Raw genomic sequence first — 17,547 nt, forward strand, 5'->3', positions numbered from 1 at the left:
TTGCCGTATCGTCGAGTAAATTATAGTTATCTCGCGTAGGATTCACCTGTCAATTCGGAAATGGCTATGGCTGCTATGCACAAACAACTCAAAGTTCTCGGTTTGGCTGGCCTGCTGCTGATCGGAGGCGTGTCTTTCGCCGTCGCAGAAGGCGAGAATCCCTATGTGGAACCGTCTCCCGAATACCTCCGCCAGTTCGCGGCGCAGGGTTCGAAGGTATTCGCGCTGGAGCGTTACGACGCCGAAGGGAAACTTGCGGCGCGGTCGGTCGAGAAGCTGGAAGGACAGGTCGAGATCGACGGTCCGGTTCATCGAACGATCGCGGGCAGGAAGATTGCCTTGCGCGGCCTGACCGCCTGCCCGAGCGAAACCGTCGTCTACAATCGGGTGCAGACCTGGAACTGCACGGAGGCGGCGCGTGACTATACCGATGCGGTCTACAATAGACGGGCCAGCGTCATCCTGTGCAAAACCTTGCTGCTTGCGCCTGCCGATGGGCAGACCACACCGGCGTCATGTTTCGTCCTCGTCGGAGGCAAGGGCGTGCCGTTCAAGACCGCAAACGACGATGACAGCATGGTCTTCCTCGGCCTTGCCGCGATCGGGCGGACACCGGACGGCCGCTCCCGCCGCCCTGACCTTGAGGTGTCGCATTCACTTTCACGATCGATGGGATTCCAGAATGCGGATTGAGCTTTTGGTGGCCATCGCCGTGCTAGCCGCCTCTTCTGCCGCCGCGCAGGAGCAGACCATCTCGTTTCCGGCCGCCGTCACCTTTGAGACGGGCGATACCTGGGCCTATAAAAGCCGGAAGTTCAGGCTGTTCGGCGTTCAGGCATGCCTTCGTGGAACGACCTATCGCTCACCTAAGGGAGAAGATGTCGATTGCGGGATGCGTTCGATCGCGTCCATTGCTGCACTGTTCTCGACCGGCTCCGTCGGCTGCCAGCCGCTCGGCGACGCCAAGGACGGCGCCACCTTCGTCGTCTGCGCGGCCGAGATCGATGGGACGACCGTCGATGTTGGGACCGCGCTCATTTCCTCGGGCGCTGCATTTGCCGCCGTATTCCCCTCCGGAGCGCCGGTATCGTCGGCCTATGCCGTTGCTGAATCTGCTGCGAAGGAAGACCGAAACGGCCTGTGGGCTGGAACCTTCGTTCATCCCGCTTCCGTGATGCTGAGGCAGGAATAGTCACTGCCTCCAGAGATCGACGTGAAGGGTCTCGCTGATAATCGCGATTTCCCGAAGCGTCAGCTTGTTCCACGCTCCTTTCCGGAGAAGTTCAAGGCGCTCTTCGGAGATGCCAGTCAGCTCGCCGAATTCGTCAGGCTTGGTTCCGCGGCGGTTAAATTCGTTGGCGAGGAGTTTCACCAGCTCAGCGGCATTCTCAATGGCCATTTACGGTCATCCTTTCCTGTCACCGTCCCTGCGCCGCCGGCGTCCAGGAGGATGATAGTTCGCTCTGTCCGTTGCGCACGCATGTCAGCGCAAGTGCAGTCGATGAGGTGATAGCGGGCCGGGCGAATCCTCCGCCAAGCCCAATGTCGCGCGCAACCCGTACACGAGTCAAAAGCGGTGTTTTCACGGCATGGGTAGGTTTATGTTTGTTTCGTCCGTAAAATATAATTAGCTTTGCGACTCGCTATGTCAGCGAACGAGCCAAGGAGGCCCTATGCCGTAGACAAAATAAAACCCGCCTCGGAGAGACAGGTTCAGAGACACACGATGATGTGCGGAAAGTCTTATAGCCACCGATTTTCTCGCACATTGAAGAGACCGCTGCAAGTTAATTCTTGCCACGAATACGTGCGTCTTGGACTTCTCTCCGCCGCCGATAAAAAGGAGAGATCATGCTTGCCGCATCCCCGACGGCCTATGGGCCGAACCTATTGGCGCGCCTGCTTGCAGCGCGCACCCTTCAGCAGATCGACGAGTGCGCAAAATCCGCCTGGATCTTGAATGGAGAAGGGCTATTGGGCGACAACGAGATGGAGTATCTAGCGCCGGTCATCGAGCATCAACGCAGAACGGTTCGAACGGAACCCTGGTCGGGCAGGGGGCCGGTCGGTCCCGTCGCCCTGTCGGCAATTCGACCGAATTGCCGGCGGCTAAACATTCCCGAGGGCAAACGAGCGGCTGGCCGGCTGCGCCGCCGCGCGCTCGCCAAGGATTGCATCATTCCGACATGCATCGCCAAGACGCTTACCGTCAGCAAGCTGGCGGTTCTCGCTGTTATCGCCTGCGCCGTCATCGACCATGGGTTTTCCGGCATGTCGCTTCCGGAAATAGCCGCTCGCGCAGGCGTCGGATGCACGACCGCGCGCTACGCGATCCGCGACGCGGCGCAGATGGGACTGGTCACCGTTACGGAAAACCGGATGAATCGAAGGTGGCATCGCCCGAACACGATCCGGATCGTCTGCCGTCGCTGGCTCGACTGGTTGGCCGGCCATCGAGCAATTCGCAAGCGCGGGCGCCCGGAAACGTCAGCACTTCGCCCTTGGTGGTCGACCCCCCTCAAAAACTTGAGCGCCACGATAGAGATTCACAGATTCAGCGTTCATGGAAGCGTCCCCTCCAAGGTGGCGGTGAATACGATTCCACAGTTGAGGTGCGCGTGGTTTTCAAACCGGCCGGGAATACGTGACGGAACCAGCGGTTCGACATGAAGGGAGCGGCAGAACGGAGGCCCCTTCGGTCCCGCACGGCTGGATCTACGGGTAAGTTCCATGGTAGTCCACGGGCGCGAAGACGAGGAATGTGTTGCTCGCCCAACCGAGCCCTCGATGGTGTTGATGAAGCGACAGGCTCCTGAACAATCGCCCCCGTTGGACGAGCCGAACGTCTCTCACCTGCACAGCGCATGCCTGTTGTGGGCCTATGATCTTCGTGCGGACCCGAGGCGACGAAGCAGGCGCTTCTGTATGAGCCGGCACGCCACCTTATCTGCTTCAGCCTTGCGATGACGAGGGCGAAGAGGTCTACGTGCAGGTGTGGGAGGCGATACGACGTCGAACTCGCGAGGGCCTATCAAGACGGATGTCGGTTATAACTTTCCCAAGCGACAGACGAAGGTGCGTTTGCCACCTTCAGCCTAATCACCTACTAGGTAATAGAATCAATAGCTTAGTTCCATAATGAAACTTACACGATATGATATAACGTGACAAAAGTCGGGTATGCGTTGGTTGATCGGTCTTTGAATATCCTCTAAGAGTCTGGGCGCGCCGACAACAGCGATGGATGATGGAATGTCTGAAGCGTCAAACAGTAGGCCGCGTGCGCCCCGCCTCTGGTGGGAGGCAGTCCTGTTTGTTGTGGCCGTGTTCGTACCGTCAACGATTTATCCATTCGCCTCCGCTGCCAGCTCCGCCGTAACCCCGTTCGGCACCTCATTGGCAATCTCTGGTACAGCGATCGTCCTCCTTCTGCTATCGGTTTTCAGGGATATCGGACCGACCTTCGTCGAAGAGGCTGAGGCAGCGTTTCAGAACCGTCACGCGGCGGACATCTACTCCATCCCGGTGATGTTCGACGTTAAGCTAACCCTCGTGCCCGGCTTCTCTCGTCTTAGAGCGAAGAGGGCAGACAACAGCGAGACTATCGGCGCTTGGGCGCTGAGGCTCAAACACAGTCGTCAGGTCGCATAAGGCACTGGGATGGAAATATAGCAGGGTCCAGACGCGATCATCAGCGACTTTCATCAGGCGGCACAATAACCAGAGGCGGCGGCGCACTATTTTATCGGCTTGCAGATCAGTGGTCGAAGCTCCTGAACGATCACACCTGCTTTCGGCGATAGCATAACACCGACCCAGTTGTCGGAAAATGCCCCTGCCCCATCGGCTGGTGAAAGCCAGAGCACTTCGTTCGTATCGAGCTCGATTTTTACCTCGCTCACGATCGGGCTGTCCGTGACCGTTTGAACATAGTGACGTTTGATCTGATGGGCCTGGCCCTCGCCGTCAACCAGATGGTTCTCGCGGTAGGCCAACTCTAGCCTTCCCGCCTCGCCGCTTGATGCGCAATCGACCGATCGCTCGCATCGTATGACCGAGGTGAATTTGCAGGACCACGTGAAGCTGCTGCGCCACATCGGATTGTCCCCCGCGCTTGCGGTGGTCGCGTTTAGCAGCAGCGCCGAAATCAGCGGATAGTTCAACATCCATCATCCCCTATTGGTCCGAACGCCACGTCCGGCTCATTGATACGGGGGAAAATGATAAACTATATTTCACATTTGGTGCAGCGCCTTTTTACGACGACGAAAGCGACCTGGGCCACCTGATTCAGCTATCTTTTGGTCGAACGCCCATCAACAGCTCCTCCATCGGGACCTTCAGATTTAAGCTGATCCGCGCAATGACCTGCAACGATGGGTTCGCCGTAGCGTCAAGCATGCTGAAATAATACGGCGTGGTAATCTCGCAGAGTTGCGCAAATTCCTTTTTTGTCAGGGCACGCTTCTCTCGCTCGCGCTCCATGACGATCGCCATGTTTCGCAGGATCATCGTCCCCAGGTCAGTGTCGGTCTTCTTGCGCTTGATCGTCGTCATCGTATAAACTATAATTTATTTATTGTTGTGTTTCTAGAAAGGGTGGCCGATGCCTGTCAATTCCAAACCTGTCTACGTCACCGTCGGCGTGCTTCTCGCGGTCGCCGTGTTCGCGGCCCCCGCCGCGGGCAGCGAATGGGGTTGCGAAGTCTTGCTCTGCGCTTCGTCGTCCAATCCATCTTGGAGAGGCGTGCCCGCCTGTTTCCCACCGATGAACCGCCTGATGTCTGCGATGAAGAAGCCCGGTTTCAGTTGGCCCGCCTGCCCGGAGGCAGCCAGCGGAGCGCCGGGTTTCGAGCAATATGCGGAATGCCCGGAAGGATATCAGGTGGGCAGCAGCAGAGACCGCAACGGCTTCGCCAGGGAAGGCGATCTGTGCATCAAGACAGTCAACGTTTGCCAAGGCAACACGCACAGCCTCTACAACTCTGATCGGCAGCGGAGCTGCATACAAACCGTCTCCATGTCTCGACCGCTTAGGTCAGAGCCTTATTTCTTCGACATCAAGAATGACACCTCTGGCCAAACCGAGCGGCATTGGTTCGAGTTGCACAAATAAACGGATTCTAGCGGTTAAGGAAGGTTTAAATCCATGCGGACTGTCAACCGTCACACCCTGCTCGGCCACGTCGGAAACATCCTGAAACTAAAAAATGTGCTGAAGGTGAACATCGCCACCAATCGCGAATGGCAGGCCGACGGCGAGCGGAAAACCGCCACCGACTGGACACAGGTAACGATCCTCGACAAGAAGCAGGCCGCGTGGATCGAAGAAAATGTCGGGCAGGGCGATCTCGTCTATGTCGAGTCCCGGATCTCGAATTTCAGCTACGAACGCGACGGGGAACAGGTTTACACCACCGATGTCATCGCGCAGCTCTTCAATCTCCTCGCGAAGAAGCCATCCTGACTGCAGGCCATGGGCCACCGCCCGTTCCGGTCGGCCGCGCTCTGTGCGAAGCACGAAGCCAGCCTGCGGCCGTCTTCGCCGATCTCGGTAACGATCGCTTGTCCGGTCGGTGGCTACGCTCCCGGCACTGAGGCCCGTCGCCGGGCCGCACCTTTGTTTCCGCCCCATGACAGCGCCGGTCGTTCGGATCAAGGGGCAGGCGCGGCACAGCCGCTTGTCGCGCCGGCGAAAAAACGGCTTTCCGCCTGCGGCCGAACCTTCCGTTTTTTCCCCGCCACGACCCCTTGACCTGTCCGACCGTCGCCGCAGGGCGAGCTGTCGCCCTCCCCGCTCCGTCCGGGGGAATGTCAGAGGCCATTCCCCCGGAAAGACCGGGGAGGCTTCGCCCGAAAGGGGCTTCCCTTCGGGAAACGGGAAAACAGGAGACAGACAATGAGCATCTACACCGAGACCGCCCGTTTCGACACCGGCCGCGCCCTGACCGAAACCGAAATGCGCCGCATCGCGCCGTCGATCTTTGCCGTGACCGCCCATGAGAGCCGGTCCGAGCGTTTCAAACCAATCCCGACCATCGAGGTGCTGCGCGGCCTCATGAACGAAGGTTTCATGCCGGTCGGCGCGAAGCAGTCCCGCAGCCGTATCGAGGGCAAGGCCGATTTCACCAAGCATCTTATCCGTATGCGCCGCATCGGCGACGGCAAGGTCTATAATGTCGGGGACACCGTTTGCGAAATCCTCCTCAAAAACGCCAATGACGGAACCAGCGCCTACGAATTGATGGCTGGACTTTTCCGCGTCCGTTGCCTGAATTCCTTGGTGACGCAGACCGGCACCATCGACGCCATCAAGGTCCGCCATTCCGGCGACGTGCAGCACAAGGTTATCGAGGGCACCTATCGTGTCCTCGGCGAAGCCGAACGCACCCTTGCCGCCCCGCAGGATTGGTCGACCATGCGCATGAACTCCGAGGAGGCAAGAATTCTGGCGGATGCCGCCCATGTTCTTCGCTTCGGAGACAATGAAGGTGAGACCACCACGCCGATCAAGCCGGAACAGTTGCTTGTTCCCCGCCGCCACGACGACCGCGCCAACGACCTCTGGACGACGTGGAACGTGGTTCAGGAAAACGCCATCAAAGGAGGCTTGCGTGGCGTCGGCCGCGACGACCTCGGCAGGCCGCGCCGCGTGAAATCCCGCGCCGTCAACGGGATTGATCAGGATATCAAGCTCAACAAGGCCCTGTGGTTGCTGGGCGAAAGGATGGCCGCGCTAAAGGCGTGAGCAGACCTATTATTCATACAGGGACGCCCGGCCGAAAGGTCGGACGTCTTTTTGCGTTTGTGGAACCGCGACTTGGTCAGCGCCGGTTGCCGTATGCCTGCCCCTCACCGCGTCGAGCGGCGCGGGGCAGGACGAGGGGTGCCCCAAAGCCCCATCCCTCGAACTCCCTTCCCGCCCGTCAGGCCGGTGAGTTTTGGCTTGCGGCCCAGATCTCAGGCCGCCACGCCTCGATAAGTGCCTTGATCTCCGTTTGATAGTCTTCCGGATAGAACGCTTCGGATTGGCGACCGAGGCAGATGAAGACCGTTCCCATGTCGGCGGCAATCGCCTGATCGACGCCGAAGAGGTCCGCCAGATCGAAACCGCCGAGGCTGCCGGCGTTCCACCATGCCAGGATAAACGCCGCCACGCGCCGCGACTGCCCGGTGTCGCTTCTCGCGATTTTCAGTAGCCGTTCGAAGGCAGCGCGTTCATGGCCGGACATAGCCATGTTATTCTCCCTATTATCGGTCGGCGCCTACGCCTGATGGCGGCGGAAACTGGTATTGCGCTTAGCTGAGTTCTTGGGCGAGCCCGATCAGCAGCCCCTCAGGCCCTCGGATGTAGCAGAGCCGATAAACGTCCTTGTAGTCGACGACTTCGCCGACGAGCTGCGCGCCGTGCGTGTGCAACCGTTCGAGGGTCTCGCCGATATCGTCGACGGTAAACATGACGCGGAGGTAACCCAGAGCGTTGACCGGGGCAGTTCGATGATCTGCGATAACGGTTGGTCTGAGGAAGCGGGAGAGTTCGAGCCGGCTGTGGCCGTCGGGCGTCCGCATCATGGCGATCTCGACATGCTGGTCGCCGAGACCAGTGACGCGCCCGGCCCACTCGCCCTCGATCATCGCCCGTCCTTCCAGTTCAAGGCCGAGTTCGAGAAAGAAATCGATCATGGCATCGAGGTCTTCGACCACGATCCCGACATTGTCCATTCGCTTCAGCGCCATGGTTCCGATCTCCCAGGTGTCGTTGCAATCTATATGCGGTCACTTGTCCGAGCAACGTCGCCCGTGGAACCTTCCAGCCATCCAGGCGAAGGGATGACAGGTGGCTACTTTGACGATGTCGGGGAGCGGGTGTAGTCTGGCTGTACATCGGTAGGAGCCTCAGCCATGCGTCTTGGAGTGCTCGTAGCCGGCCTGATCATGGCCCTGATCCATACCGGGGCAGATGCCCACAACTGCAAATGCCGAAATCGCGGCGTCATGTTCAAGCTCGGCGAAACATCCTGCCTTCGTGTCGACGGCGGTTCCTATCTTGCCCGCTGCGAGATGAAGCTTAACGTCTCTTCCTGGACCAAGCTTCAGGAAGGTTGCCCCGTGAGCGAACGGGTGCTGCCGCGACCGACGCTCGTCAACTGATCGCTTCATCAGGCGGCGTCGGGTGCCGGGCCTATCGTTTCGATGACCGCGTAATTGATGATGGCAGCAAAACCGTCATTCAGCAAAGCCATGATAGCGGCGGCCGTCATCGGAACGGTTTCGATCTTTTCCAGGCAGAGCGGACTATCGTCGGGATCGAGACCAGCCAGCAGATCAGCACGCAAGTCCAGCAACGCCTGTCTCGCCGTGTCCCTGTCCTGGAAGAAATAGGCCGGCACGGAAGGGTCGTCCCAGCGGTGTTCGCCAAGGTGCGACTTGCCGGTCACGGTATAGAGGATGGGGGTTGGCGCCGTCTCCATTGCTTTTCTCCTTCAGCGAGTCATCCCTGTCGGATCGGAGCGTCGCTGCAGGATTGGCATCGGCAACTCGCAGAAATGCCAGTTGGGCCACCGCCCGTCCCGGTCGGACGCGCTCTATGCGAAGCACGGAGCCAGCCTGCGGCCGTCTCCGCCGATGCCGGTAACGATCGCTTGTCCAGTCGGTGGCTACACCCCCGGCACTGAGGCCCGACGCCGGGCCGCACCTCTGTTTCCGCCCCATGACAGCGCCGGTCGTTCGGATCAAGGGGCAGGCGCGGCACAGCCGCTTGTCGCGCCGGCAAATAAACGGCTTTCCGCCTGCGGCCGAACCTTCCGTTTTTTCCCCGTCACGACCCCTTGACCCGTCCGACCGTCGCCGCAGGGCGGGCTGTCGCCCTCCCCGCTCCGTCCGGGGGAATGTCAGAGGCCATTCCCCCGGAAAGACCGGAGAGGCTTCGCCCAAGGGGGCTTCCCTTCGGGAAACGCAAACTCAGGAGACAGACCATGACCGAACTTTCCAACTTCATCCGCGTCAACGAAGACAACACGATCAGCGGGAACATTGCCTCGATCTCTTACGACCTCGATATCAGCGGCGAACCCTTCACCAGCACCAATGCGAAAGCGCCGCTCTATCGCCTCTTTGCCAAGTCCCCGCGTGGGCGGCGCATCGAAGTCGGCGGCATCTGGAAGAAGAAGAACCAGAAAGGCGGCGGCTATCTCAGCCTCTCCGTGAACACCGGCCATGGCCGGCTCAATGCCAATCTCGGCCGCTTTCCCGGTCAGGACGACGAAGACCTGATGGCCGTTATTCCCTGGGAGTGATGGCGCTACTGAAACACCGGCCGGCCGAGGGGGATTGTTCCCCTTCGGCGCACGCGGAAATCTTCGACGACGATTTCAAGGATATGATCATGGATGCCCCGAACATCGACACGCTGGGCGTTGCGCTTGTGGTGAAGGGCTTTGCGCCCAACCTTGCTATTCTCGATATCAACAACTCCCTGTCGGTCCCGCACAATTTCGATCTGCCTGCGCCGTGGAACCTGCCGTCGCGCATGTTCCGCTTTCCCATCGAGGTTTGCCGCCCCGATGACAATCAGCCGCGTACCCTCGGCCTTCGCCATCCTCTCTTGGCCGACCATCCCTATGTGCGCCACGTCGAGGCCATGCTGGGTTTGGAAATCGCCCGCAACGGCGCGCCGAACCGTCACGACTATTCCACCGCGCCGACCGCCTGCTGGTGGCACGCCGTCGATCTGATCATGGCGGGGAATTGGCGAGAATTGCTGGAAACGCGGGAATTCACCGAGCCGCACTGCATCATGCGGGCTGTGGCCTTCGGATGCCGCTATTCCCATCACGAGGACAAAAAGGCGTCCGGCTACATCTCGATTGCCGACACCCGAAAGGTCATGGACGCGGCCGGCGCGCAAGAACCCGGCGAGCGCAGCACCACCATCCGCGCCTTTTCGGCCCCGAGCCTTTGCCGTCAGGAAAAGGGCGCGGAGCATTGGCCGATTAATAGCGGCCGCTTGTCCGCCGAGATCGTGGCGTGGGGGATGATCTTCGGCATCGAGGACGGCTGGTTTCGCCATGATCGGGCCGGTTTCCTCCAATGGTCCGAGCTTGGGCGCGAGCGTTACGCAGCCGGCGATAGCGCCTCCTATGTGCAGGCAAGCGGTCAAGCCGCGTTCGCCTTTTAGTCGTTGGCACGAGCGGGAAAGGAAAACGCCAGTGAGCAAGCAGACGCTTACCATCATCCAAACATTCCGCGCCGAATGCAGGATCACCGTGGAGATCGATGCGGCCGGTCACGAGAGCGCCATCGAGGGGTTTCAAAGTGGCGACGTCGAGATTCCGGACTTTGACGATCCATGGTGGAAGATGGGAGTGAAATTTGCAAAGTGAGGACCACGAACGAGCCGCTACACGATCACCCTTCTGAAAGGCGAGAGGAGAGACGACGAGGCCGTCATCGGGTTCGACCCTGTCACTCGTCCCGTCGTGGAGGGGCAGCAGCGCCAGTGACCGCTTTGCGCCCGCATCGAGCGGGCGCAAAGCGGTGCGAGAGGAGCCCCAAAGGCCCTCCCCTGCTCGCCCGAGGCGAAGCGCGACGCTCCATTCGTTCGCTCAGCGCAGTGGCATCTTGCAACTCCGGCTCAAACGGACTAAATGTGGTTACGTAACCACGACTCTCGGAGGCTTGATATGGCCATCACCACACTTTCAGGCCGTGAACTCAATCAAGATCTTGGCCGCGCAAAGCGGGCCGCCAACGGGGGGCCTGTCATCATCACCGATAGGGGGCGGCCAGCGCATGTGCTTTTGTCGTTTGACGAGTACAAGCGGCTCACCGGCAAGATGCGGACGCTCGGTGACATGCTGGCCGCGCCAGGGGCGGAAGACGTCGACTTGCCGCTCCCGCAGCGCACCGAGCATGCCCGGCCGGTCGATCTGTCCTAATGCTGTTGCTCGATACCAATGTCGTGTCCGAACTGCGCAAGGTTGCGAGCGGCAGGGCGCATCCCAACGTCGTGGTCTGGAACGAAACCGTCGATCCGGCCGAGACCTTCATTTCGTCTGTTGTGCTGCACGAGCTGGAAATTGGTGTGCGGCTGGTGGAGCACAATGATCCCGCCGCCGGAAAAGTATTGCGCAACTGGCTCGAAAATACCGTCCTCACGACGTTTTCGGGTCGTATCCTGCCCCTGGACGAGGCGGCGGCCGTTCAGGCGGCCCGATGGCATGTGCCTGATCCCAAGCCGATCAACGACGCCTATATCGCGGCGACGGCCTTCACCCGTCGCATGACCCTGGTGACACGCAACATCCGGGATTTCGACGGCATGGGTGTCCCACTCGTCAATCCGTGGGACCTCTCAGAATAGCATTCCGACGATTCGATCCCGCCGTTATGTCCAACGGCGGATGGAGACGATGAAATCGATTCACGCTTTCGCTTCCAGCCAACACTCTCTTTGTGGCCGACTGTATTATGGTGATACAGACCGTTTTCCAGCCGCAGCGCCGTGAAGACGGCGCGGCCGCGGCCGCAGCGAGCCCCAGGCGAGCAGGTGGAGGAAACCCGCTCTTCCGCAATAGCGTCGAAGGGCTTTTCGGAGCCTCGTGGGAAACGGGTGGTTTTCGGTGGTGGTGGTCTTCTGCAGTGTTCCGCCGCGCCCGCTGCTATTCCCAGGCGACGGTTTTCGGCTTGTGAAATAGTCGATTTATTCGTATAATTCGACTTAGTTGAAGGAGGCCGCCCATGCAGAAATTCACCACCGTCGATCTGCTGCGCGACATCAAGACCGTCACCATGGCGGCGGACCGCCAGCCGGTCGCCATCACGCAGCACCGCAAGCCGCGCTACGTCCTCATGACCTACGATGAGTTCGAGGCGATGAAAAGCCGGGGAGATCCCCGGCGCGTTTATGCTGCGGGCGAAGCGCCGAAGGAATTGGTCGATCTTATCATGCCCGAACTGGACCGCCTGATCGCGGAAGGGCCGGACGCCGATGGCTGAGATTCCGGCCAACGGCTCCATCTTTCGCTATCCGTATCTCTGGGCGTGGCAGCGCGACAAGGGCGAAACGGAAGGGCGTAAGTCACGCCCCGTCTGCATGGTGCTGGCCATCCCCAAGGGTACGCAGACCCATCTCGTGATTCTAGCCATCTCCGGCACGCCGCCACGTCCCGATCAAGCCGCGCTCGAAATCCCGCAGCTCGAATGCCGGCGCGCTGGCATCCGTGACTGGAAGGACGCCTGGATCACCGTTTCGGAGTTCAACCACGATATCGCGGAAATGTCCTTCTATTACGATCCCAACGCCGAGATGCTGGGCAGCTTCAGCAAGGGTTTTCTCGCCAAGGTCGCCGCGGCCTTTAAGCCGTTCCTTGCCGAGCCGGCTGCGCGGGTGAGCAGGACGGAATAGACCGAGCCTCAATCTGTTGGCTCTTCTCTTCTTCGTGCTGATTTTTCCCGGTGATGCAGACCGTTTTCCAGCCGCAGCGCCGTGAGGACGGCGCGGCCGCGGCCGGAGCGAGCCGGCTTGTCGGTGAGCGGAGCAGGCGGAGGAAACCCGCGCTCCCCAATAGCGCCGAAGGGTTTTCCGGAGCCTCGTGGGAAACGGGCGTTTTTTCATGAATGTGATGTTCCTCGGTATGCTGTCAGGCCATCGCCCGTTCCGGTCGGCCGCGCTCTATGCCAATGGCACGGAGCCTGCCTGCGGCCGTCTCCGCCGATCCCGGTAACGATCGCTTGTCCGGTCGGTGGCTTGCGCCCCCGGCACTGAGGCCCGACGCCGGGCCGCATCTCTGTTTCCGCCCCATGACAGCGCCGGCCTTTCGGATCAAGGGGCAGGCGCGGCACAGCCGCTTGTCGCGCCGGCAAAAAAATGGCTTTCCGCCTGCGGCTGAACCTTCCGTTTTTTCCCCGTCACGACCCCTTGATCCGCCCGACCGGAGCCGCAGGGCGGGCTGTCGCCCTCCCCGCTCCGTCCGGGGGAATGTCAGAGGCCATTCCCCCGGAAAGACCGGGGAGGCTTCGCCCGAAAGGGGCTCCCCCTTCGGGAAACGGGAAAACAGGAGACAGACAATGAGCGCAGTCAAAGCCTTCCTGATCGAGCCGATGGCAGGCACCATTCGTCCGGTGACGATCAACCTTGAAGGCAGCTATGCCGAGATCAAGGATTTCGTGAAATGCGACATGATCGATATCGTGCGGGTGAACGGCTTCGACATCATCGTCGATGACAACGGGCTGGGCGACACCGTGCCGTGCCTGACGGAAGTCGCAGGCGCGCCGACGCCGCTGGCCGGAAATCTTCTGGTCACGAAATCCGACAGGCTGGGCGAGCTGGTGGACGTGACCGAGGCCATCGAGGGGGTTGCGACGCTTTTCGCCATTGTCCGTCCGGTCCTTCGCCCTGTCATCGTGGTGTCCGAGCGACCCGGCGTGATCGCAGCCGAGATCGCCCGCATCGAAATCATCCTCAACCGCAGCGCGCCGAGAGCCGTGGAAGCCGTCGAGGCGTAAGCGACAAGCCTCATTATAGAGCGGGGCGGCGATGTCGTCCCGTTTCGCACCCTCCCCTCCCCGCCAGCCGAAGTGATGCCATCGGAGGAACGGACATGGACGACCGGGAAGAACTGGACCGCCTGGTAGGCGAACGCGAGCTCCCTACCCTGACCCCCGATGGTCAACGGCGTGCCGACTATCGCAAGGCGCAGCGCCAGCGCCGGATTCCCAGCGTCCAGCCGGATATGTTCGGTGCGCCTGCGACCGAGCATTTCCATCGGAATCCGAAGCCGCCAAAGGCGGAGGACTGGCCGCTCGACTATAAAATCACGCGGTTCCACGATCTTTCGCCGGAGGAGCAGGCACAGCAGCTCGCCGCCGATCCTCACACGCCTTGGGCGCGCACGACCCGCAAGGCGCTGACACCGGAAGAAAAGGCCGCGATGATCGCCAGCGCGGCGAACTGGCTCCGCCTCGGCCAACGGGTGCGCATTACCGGCACGTCGCCGTCCATCGATGGCACCAACGAGCGGCGTGTCGGCCGCGTCGGCATCGTCTGGCGCTTGTGCGGCGAGCCATTTGCCGATTACGTCCATATCAATCTCGACCTGATCGGGGAGGAGCGCAGCGAGAAAGTCGTCCTTATCGAATTGCGCGACGTGGAGCCCACAGAGGGCGAGGACTAAGGAGGGGCTTGCTGGTGTTCCTCTCCCTCGGGGCCGCAGCGCGAGTGCCTGGTCCTCACCGCGTCGAGCGGGTCGGACCAGGACGAGGAGCGCCCCGAAGCCCCGCCCCTCCCCCTGCCCGCCCGACAAAGCGGCGCGCCGCGAGCGGGCGCAGTCGGTTCCGCCTCCCCTCCGGGACGTTATGCTGATGCTCCCGCGGCTGCGCTCATTCCGCCCGCGTCGCATCGAGAATTCCCGAAATCCCGACCGACGGCCGGCGCTATACTGATTTCTCCGATGCTCTCCTTCTCCCAGGATAGTGCAGTGCTCGCTCTGCTCCGCAATGGCCCGATCAGCAGCTATTGTCCGCGATCGCCGCCGTGGGGCGGGCGGCAAAAAGCTTGGGATCGCGCCGGCCGCTGTCATCGAGCCCGCGGTCAACGCGTCGATGCTCTTGACCGTGTCGATGACGGTCCCGTTCTCGGGCAGCAGGGCATTGAGCGGTCGCCGGTAGATGTCCGGGTTTTGCGGCACGAGGATCAGGCCCGAACCGACGCGCCGCGCTTCGCCGATCGTCATCAGCTTCTTGACGCTTGCACCTTCGCCGACGTCGAGCAGGCGATCACGGCGGTTCGGTCGATCCAGCTGAACGGGACGCCGCCGCCCGGCCTGCCGCGTAGGCGCGGATCGCCCTGTTGTAGGGCAGAGGCGAAAAATCTATCAAAATCAATGTGTAACCGTTCGATTTTGTCTGGGTTTCCTATCGGCGGGCTCTACGAAAATGCGGGCGAGCGAGATCAGCCCGTGCGTGATGGCACATAGGGGAAAATTGCTTCTGATAGGATTGTGTTCCTAGTTTGTTCCGCTTCGGATCTGTAGTCAGTCTGCTTGGGGTCCGTCGCCCTTAAGAAAGCTGGGACACCGCCTTTTCAGGGCGGCCGCGCTCTATGCGCGCACGGAGCCAGCCTGCGGCCGTCTCCGCCGATCCCGGTGACGATCGCTTGTCCATCGGGCGCTGCGCACCCGAAGGAGAGGCCCGTTCCGGGCCGCGTCTTCGTTTCCGCCCCATGACATCGTCGGCCGCTCGGATCAAGGGGCAGGCGCGGCAAGCCGCTTGTCGCGCCGGAAAAAAAGCGGCTTTCAGCCTGCGGCCGAACCTTCCGCTTTTTCCCGTCACGACCCCTTGACCCGAACGACCGCCGCCGTGGGGCGGGCTTTCGCCCTCCCCCCTCTGTCGGGGGGAATGTCAGAGGCCATTCCCCCGGACAGACCGGGGAGGCTTCGCCCAAAGGGGGCTTCCCTTCGGGAAACGGGAAACCAAGGAGACCGACAATGACCGACACCAATACAGGAACCGAAACCATCACCGTGGCCCTGAACAAGCTGGACCGCGATCCTCTGAACGTGCGCAAGACCTACACCAGGGAGGGCATCCAAGAGATGGCGGCGACCATCCGTGCCGATGGCTACCGCATTCTGCAGAACCTGATCGTTCGCAAAGGCGACAAGCGCGGCCGCTTCTATGTCATCGCTGGCGGTAGACGCCTCGCCGCCCTCGACCTTCTGGCCGACCTGGGCGAAATCGCCAAGGATTTTGCCGTCGAATGCAAGGTGCGCAGCGTCGAGGACGCCACCGAAATCAGCCTGATCGAGAACACGCAGCGCGAAGCCATGCACCCGGTCGATGAATACGAGGCCTATCGCGTCTTGGCCGAGGCCGGAAAATCCGTCGAAGACATCGCGGCCCGCTTCGGAACCACCGAAACCATGGTCCGCAAGCGTATGGCGCTCGGGCGGGTTTCGCCCATCTTGCTCGACCTCCATCGGCAGGAGGAAATCAGCTTCCAGCAGCTTTCGGCCTTTACCGTGGCCGACGATCACGAAAGGCAGGTGGAGGTCTGGAATAGCCTGCCATCGTGGAATTGCGATCACCGCGCCATTCGTGCGACCCTGCAAGGCGAGGCCGTAAAGGCCACGGACAAGCGCATGAAATTCATCGGCGGGCTCGACGCCTATGAAGCCGCTGGTGGAGCCGTCAAGCGCGATCTCTTCGATGAGCAGAACGGCGGCTATGCGCTCGACGTCGCTCTTGTCGAAAAGCTGGTCGGCGACCGGCTTGAAGCCGAGGCTGAAACGGTTCGCGAGGAAGGCTGGAAATGGGTGGAGGTCGTGCCGGTCATCCCGGACGAAGCCCATCGCATGCACCGGGTCTATCCCACTGACGTTCCGTTGACGGACGAGGAACAGGCCGAGGAGGAACGGCTGGAACACGAACATGACACGCTGGCGGAGCAGATCGAGGCAGGGGTGGCCGACGGCGAGGCCGAGCCGCGCATCGAAGCCATTCGGGCGAGGCTGACGGTTTTATCGATGGCGCAGGAAGCCTACGCCCCGCAGGACATCGCCAAGGCCGGTTGCTATGTCACGATGGACTATTACGGCAATGTCGAAATCGAGCGCGGTCTTGTCCGGCCCGATGATGAAGGCGTGGACGGAGACGAGGGGGAAGACGGCGACGAAAGCGCCGAAGGCGATAACGAGGAGACGGAAGCAGGTGAGATGACGGTTGCGCAGCAGCCCGAACAGCGCGCCGAACCGACGTTCAAAATTCCCGCCCTGCTTGTGCAGGACCTTACGGCGCAGAAGACCGCCGCCATTCGGGCCGAGCTTGCGCATAATCCGGACGTCGCCCTCGCCGCCGTGGTGCATGCCATGCTGGTGAACCTCTTCGGCAACTACGGCGGCAATGAATATACGTCCCTGGAGGTGACGGTGAAAAGCGAAAGGCTGGAAAACTGCATTGCCAATCCAGCGGAGTGCAAGGGCATCGTAGCGCTGGACGAACTCAAGGAAAACTACGGGCATATCATTCCGGGCAAGCCGAGCGATCTTCTCGAATGGTGCCTTGAGCAGCCGACGTCAACGCTCCTCGACCTCTTGGCCTATGCGGCGGCAAAGTCCGTCAATGCCGTGCAACACCCGCACTATGACCGGAAGTCGCAGCGCGCCCATGCTGAACGGCTGGCACAGGCCCTCAAGATCGACATGACGCAGTGGTACGCCGCGACCGGCGAAAACTACTTCGGCCGGATCAGCAAGGCGGGGATCAAGCAGGCGGTCACCGAAGCCGCTGGCGAGGATTTCGCGCTCGGCGTTCCCGGTATGGAGAAGGCGAAAGCCGTGGAATATGCCGAACGGAAGATCACCGGAACCGGATGGCTTCCCGCGCCGGTGCGGATTGCTCTCACCGCCGAGCAGGAGCGCGAGCGGATGGCGGAGGCCGATGGCGAAGATGACGGCGTTTGCCCGTTCGACATCGATGACAAGCCGAACGCCGACCACCAGCAGTTCCCCGAAGCAGCCGAGTAATCGGTTGCGACAGGTCGCGCCA

The 17,547-nt window shown here is 61.1% G+C and carries 25 protein-coding genes; 19 read left to right on the top strand and 6 right to left on the bottom strand.

The window, feature by feature from the left end; all coding sequences use genetic code 11:
• Positions 1–66 precede the first annotated feature (66 nt).
• Together AABQ55_RS34475 and AABQ55_RS34480 are read left to right on the top strand one after the other, a co-directional pair.
• Positions 67–693: a hypothetical protein gene (locus AABQ55_RS34475; RefSeq protein WP_272809288.1), complete on the top strand. Its 627-nt coding sequence runs from the start codon at positions 67–69 to the stop codon at positions 691–693.
• Entirely contained in the window at positions 683–1,192 is a 510-nt protein-coding gene (locus tag AABQ55_RS34480; RefSeq protein WP_272809287.1) for a thermonuclease family protein, read from the top strand. Before AABQ55_RS34475 ends, AABQ55_RS34480 begins: the two co-directional genes overlap by 11 nt.
• Here the strand turns inward: AABQ55_RS34480 and AABQ55_RS34485 are convergent, their stop codons facing one another.
• Positions 1,193–1,399: a hypothetical protein gene (locus tag AABQ55_RS34485; RefSeq protein ID WP_272809286.1), complete on the bottom strand. Its 207-nt coding sequence runs from the start codon at positions 1,397–1,399 to the stop codon at positions 1,193–1,195.
• 452 nt (positions 1,400–1,851) lie between these two features.
• Between AABQ55_RS34485 and AABQ55_RS34490 the strand changes: the two genes are divergently transcribed.
• Positions 1,852–2,670, top strand: a complete 819-nt coding sequence (locus AABQ55_RS34490) for a hypothetical protein (RefSeq protein WP_272809285.1) — start codon at positions 1,852–1,854, stop codon at positions 2,668–2,670.
• 582 nt (positions 2,671–3,252) lie between these two features.
• A complete protein-coding gene (locus AABQ55_RS34495) occupies positions 3,253–3,651 on the top strand; it encodes a hypothetical protein (RefSeq protein ID WP_272809284.1) in 399 nt (132 codons plus the stop codon).
• Positions 3,652–3,737: 86 nt separating this feature from the next.
• Here the strand turns inward: AABQ55_RS34495 and AABQ55_RS34500 are convergent, their stop codons facing one another.
• Both AABQ55_RS34500 and AABQ55_RS34505 read right to left on the bottom strand, forming a co-directional pair.
• A complete protein-coding gene (locus AABQ55_RS34500; RefSeq protein WP_272809283.1) occupies positions 3,738–4,166 on the bottom strand; it encodes a hypothetical protein in 429 nt (142 codons plus the stop codon).
• 124 nt (positions 4,167–4,290) lie between these two features.
• The gene (locus AABQ55_RS34505; protein ID WP_272809282.1) at positions 4,291–4,557 is read right to left on the bottom strand and encodes a helix-turn-helix domain-containing protein; all 267 of its coding nucleotides are present in this window, start codon (positions 4,555–4,557) and stop codon (positions 4,291–4,293) included.
• A gap of 49 nt (positions 4,558–4,606) precedes the next feature.
• Here AABQ55_RS34505 and AABQ55_RS34510 point away from each other — a divergent pair, with 49 nt between their 5' ends.
• The 3 genes from AABQ55_RS34510 to AABQ55_RS34520 all read left to right on the top strand — a co-directional run bounded on the left by AABQ55_RS34510 (position 4,607) and on the right by AABQ55_RS34520 (position 6,748).
• The gene (locus AABQ55_RS34510) at positions 4,607–5,116 is read left to right on the top strand and encodes a hypothetical protein (RefSeq protein ID WP_272809281.1); all 510 of its coding nucleotides are present in this window, start codon (positions 4,607–4,609) and stop codon (positions 5,114–5,116) included.
• 33 nt (positions 5,117–5,149) lie between these two features.
• Complete coding sequence (locus AABQ55_RS34515; RefSeq protein WP_272809280.1) at positions 5,150–5,467, top strand: single-stranded DNA-binding protein; 318 nt, start codon at positions 5,150–5,152, stop codon at positions 5,465–5,467.
• 492 nt (positions 5,468–5,959) lie between these two features.
• Positions 5,960–6,748, top strand: coding sequence for a DUF932 domain-containing protein (locus tag AABQ55_RS34520; protein WP_272809279.1), 789 nt, complete (start codon positions 5,960–5,962; stop codon positions 6,746–6,748).
• A 178-nt stretch (positions 6,749–6,926) separates the two neighbouring features.
• Here the strand turns inward: AABQ55_RS34520 and AABQ55_RS34525 are convergent, their stop codons facing one another.
• Both AABQ55_RS34525 and AABQ55_RS34530 read right to left on the bottom strand, forming a co-directional pair.
• Complete coding sequence (locus AABQ55_RS34525) at positions 6,927–7,238, bottom strand: DUF7673 family protein (RefSeq protein ID WP_336314415.1); 312 nt, start codon at positions 7,236–7,238, stop codon at positions 6,927–6,929.
• 61 nt (positions 7,239–7,299) lie between these two features.
• The gene (locus tag AABQ55_RS34530; protein WP_272809278.1) at positions 7,300–7,737 is read right to left on the bottom strand and encodes a VOC family protein; all 438 of its coding nucleotides are present in this window, start codon (positions 7,735–7,737) and stop codon (positions 7,300–7,302) included.
• Between the two features lie 165 nt (positions 7,738–7,902).
• Here AABQ55_RS34530 and AABQ55_RS34535 point away from each other — a divergent pair, with 165 nt between their 5' ends.
• Positions 7,903–8,151: a hypothetical protein gene (locus tag AABQ55_RS34535; protein WP_272809277.1), complete on the top strand. Its 249-nt coding sequence runs from the start codon at positions 7,903–7,905 to the stop codon at positions 8,149–8,151.
• 8 nt (positions 8,152–8,159) lie between these two features.
• Here the strand turns inward: AABQ55_RS34535 and AABQ55_RS34540 are convergent, their stop codons facing one another.
• Positions 8,160–8,471 carry a hypothetical protein gene (locus AABQ55_RS34540; RefSeq protein WP_272809276.1) on the bottom strand — a complete coding sequence of 104 codons (312 nt, stop codon included), beginning with the start codon at positions 8,469–8,471 and terminating at the stop codon, positions 8,160–8,162.
• Between the two features lie 504 nt (positions 8,472–8,975).
• Between AABQ55_RS34540 and AABQ55_RS34545 the strand changes: the two genes are divergently transcribed.
• From AABQ55_RS34545 to AABQ55_RS34595, 11 genes are all read left to right on the top strand, one after another.
• Positions 8,976–9,296, top strand: coding sequence for a DUF736 domain-containing protein (locus tag AABQ55_RS34545; protein WP_272809275.1), 321 nt, complete (start codon positions 8,976–8,978; stop codon positions 9,294–9,296).
• Positions 9,296–10,177: a hypothetical protein gene (locus tag AABQ55_RS34550; RefSeq protein WP_272809274.1), complete on the top strand. Its 882-nt coding sequence runs from the start codon at positions 9,296–9,298 to the stop codon at positions 10,175–10,177. The genes AABQ55_RS34545 and AABQ55_RS34550 overlap by 1 nt, the downstream gene beginning before the upstream one ends.
• Positions 10,178–10,208: 31 nt before the next feature.
• The gene (locus AABQ55_RS34555; protein WP_272809273.1) at positions 10,209–10,382 is read left to right on the top strand and encodes a hypothetical protein; all 174 of its coding nucleotides are present in this window, start codon (positions 10,209–10,211) and stop codon (positions 10,380–10,382) included.
• Between the two features lie 300 nt (positions 10,383–10,682).
• A complete protein-coding gene (locus tag AABQ55_RS34560) occupies positions 10,683–10,937 on the top strand; it encodes a type II toxin-antitoxin system Phd/YefM family antitoxin (protein ID WP_272809272.1) in 255 nt (84 codons plus the stop codon).
• A complete protein-coding gene (locus AABQ55_RS34565) occupies positions 10,937–11,362 on the top strand; it encodes a type II toxin-antitoxin system VapC family toxin (RefSeq protein WP_272809271.1) in 426 nt (141 codons plus the stop codon). The genes AABQ55_RS34560 and AABQ55_RS34565 overlap by 1 nt, the downstream gene beginning before the upstream one ends.
• A 377-nt stretch (positions 11,363–11,739) precedes the next feature.
• Positions 11,740–11,997: a type II toxin-antitoxin system Phd/YefM family antitoxin gene (locus tag AABQ55_RS34570; RefSeq protein ID WP_272809270.1), complete on the top strand. Its 258-nt coding sequence runs from the start codon at positions 11,740–11,742 to the stop codon at positions 11,995–11,997.
• Positions 11,990–12,406, top strand: coding sequence for a hypothetical protein (locus AABQ55_RS34575; RefSeq protein WP_272809269.1), 417 nt, complete (start codon positions 11,990–11,992; stop codon positions 12,404–12,406). The genes AABQ55_RS34570 and AABQ55_RS34575 overlap by 8 nt, the downstream gene beginning before the upstream one ends.
• A 662-nt stretch (positions 12,407–13,068) precedes the next feature.
• Entirely contained in the window at positions 13,069–13,509 is a 441-nt protein-coding gene (locus AABQ55_RS34580) for a hypothetical protein (protein WP_272809268.1), read from the top strand.
• 95 nt (positions 13,510–13,604) lie between these two features.
• A complete protein-coding gene (locus tag AABQ55_RS34585; protein ID WP_272809267.1) occupies positions 13,605–14,177 on the top strand; it encodes a hypothetical protein in 573 nt (190 codons plus the stop codon).
• Between the two features lie 303 nt (positions 14,178–14,480).
• Positions 14,481–14,978: a hypothetical protein gene (locus AABQ55_RS34590; protein ID WP_272809266.1), complete on the top strand. Its 498-nt coding sequence runs from the start codon at positions 14,481–14,483 to the stop codon at positions 14,976–14,978.
• Positions 14,979–15,488: 510 nt separating this feature from the next.
• The gene (locus AABQ55_RS34595) at positions 15,489–17,525 is read left to right on the top strand and encodes a ParB/RepB/Spo0J family partition protein (protein ID WP_272809265.1); all 2,037 of its coding nucleotides are present in this window, start codon (positions 15,489–15,491) and stop codon (positions 17,523–17,525) included.
• Positions 17,526–17,547 lie beyond the last annotated feature (22 nt).

The sequence above is a fragment of the Shinella sp. WSD5-1 genome, assembly GCF_963942435.1.
Taxonomy (GTDB): domain Bacteria; phylum Pseudomonadota; class Alphaproteobacteria; order Rhizobiales; family Rhizobiaceae; genus Shinella; species Shinella yambaruensis.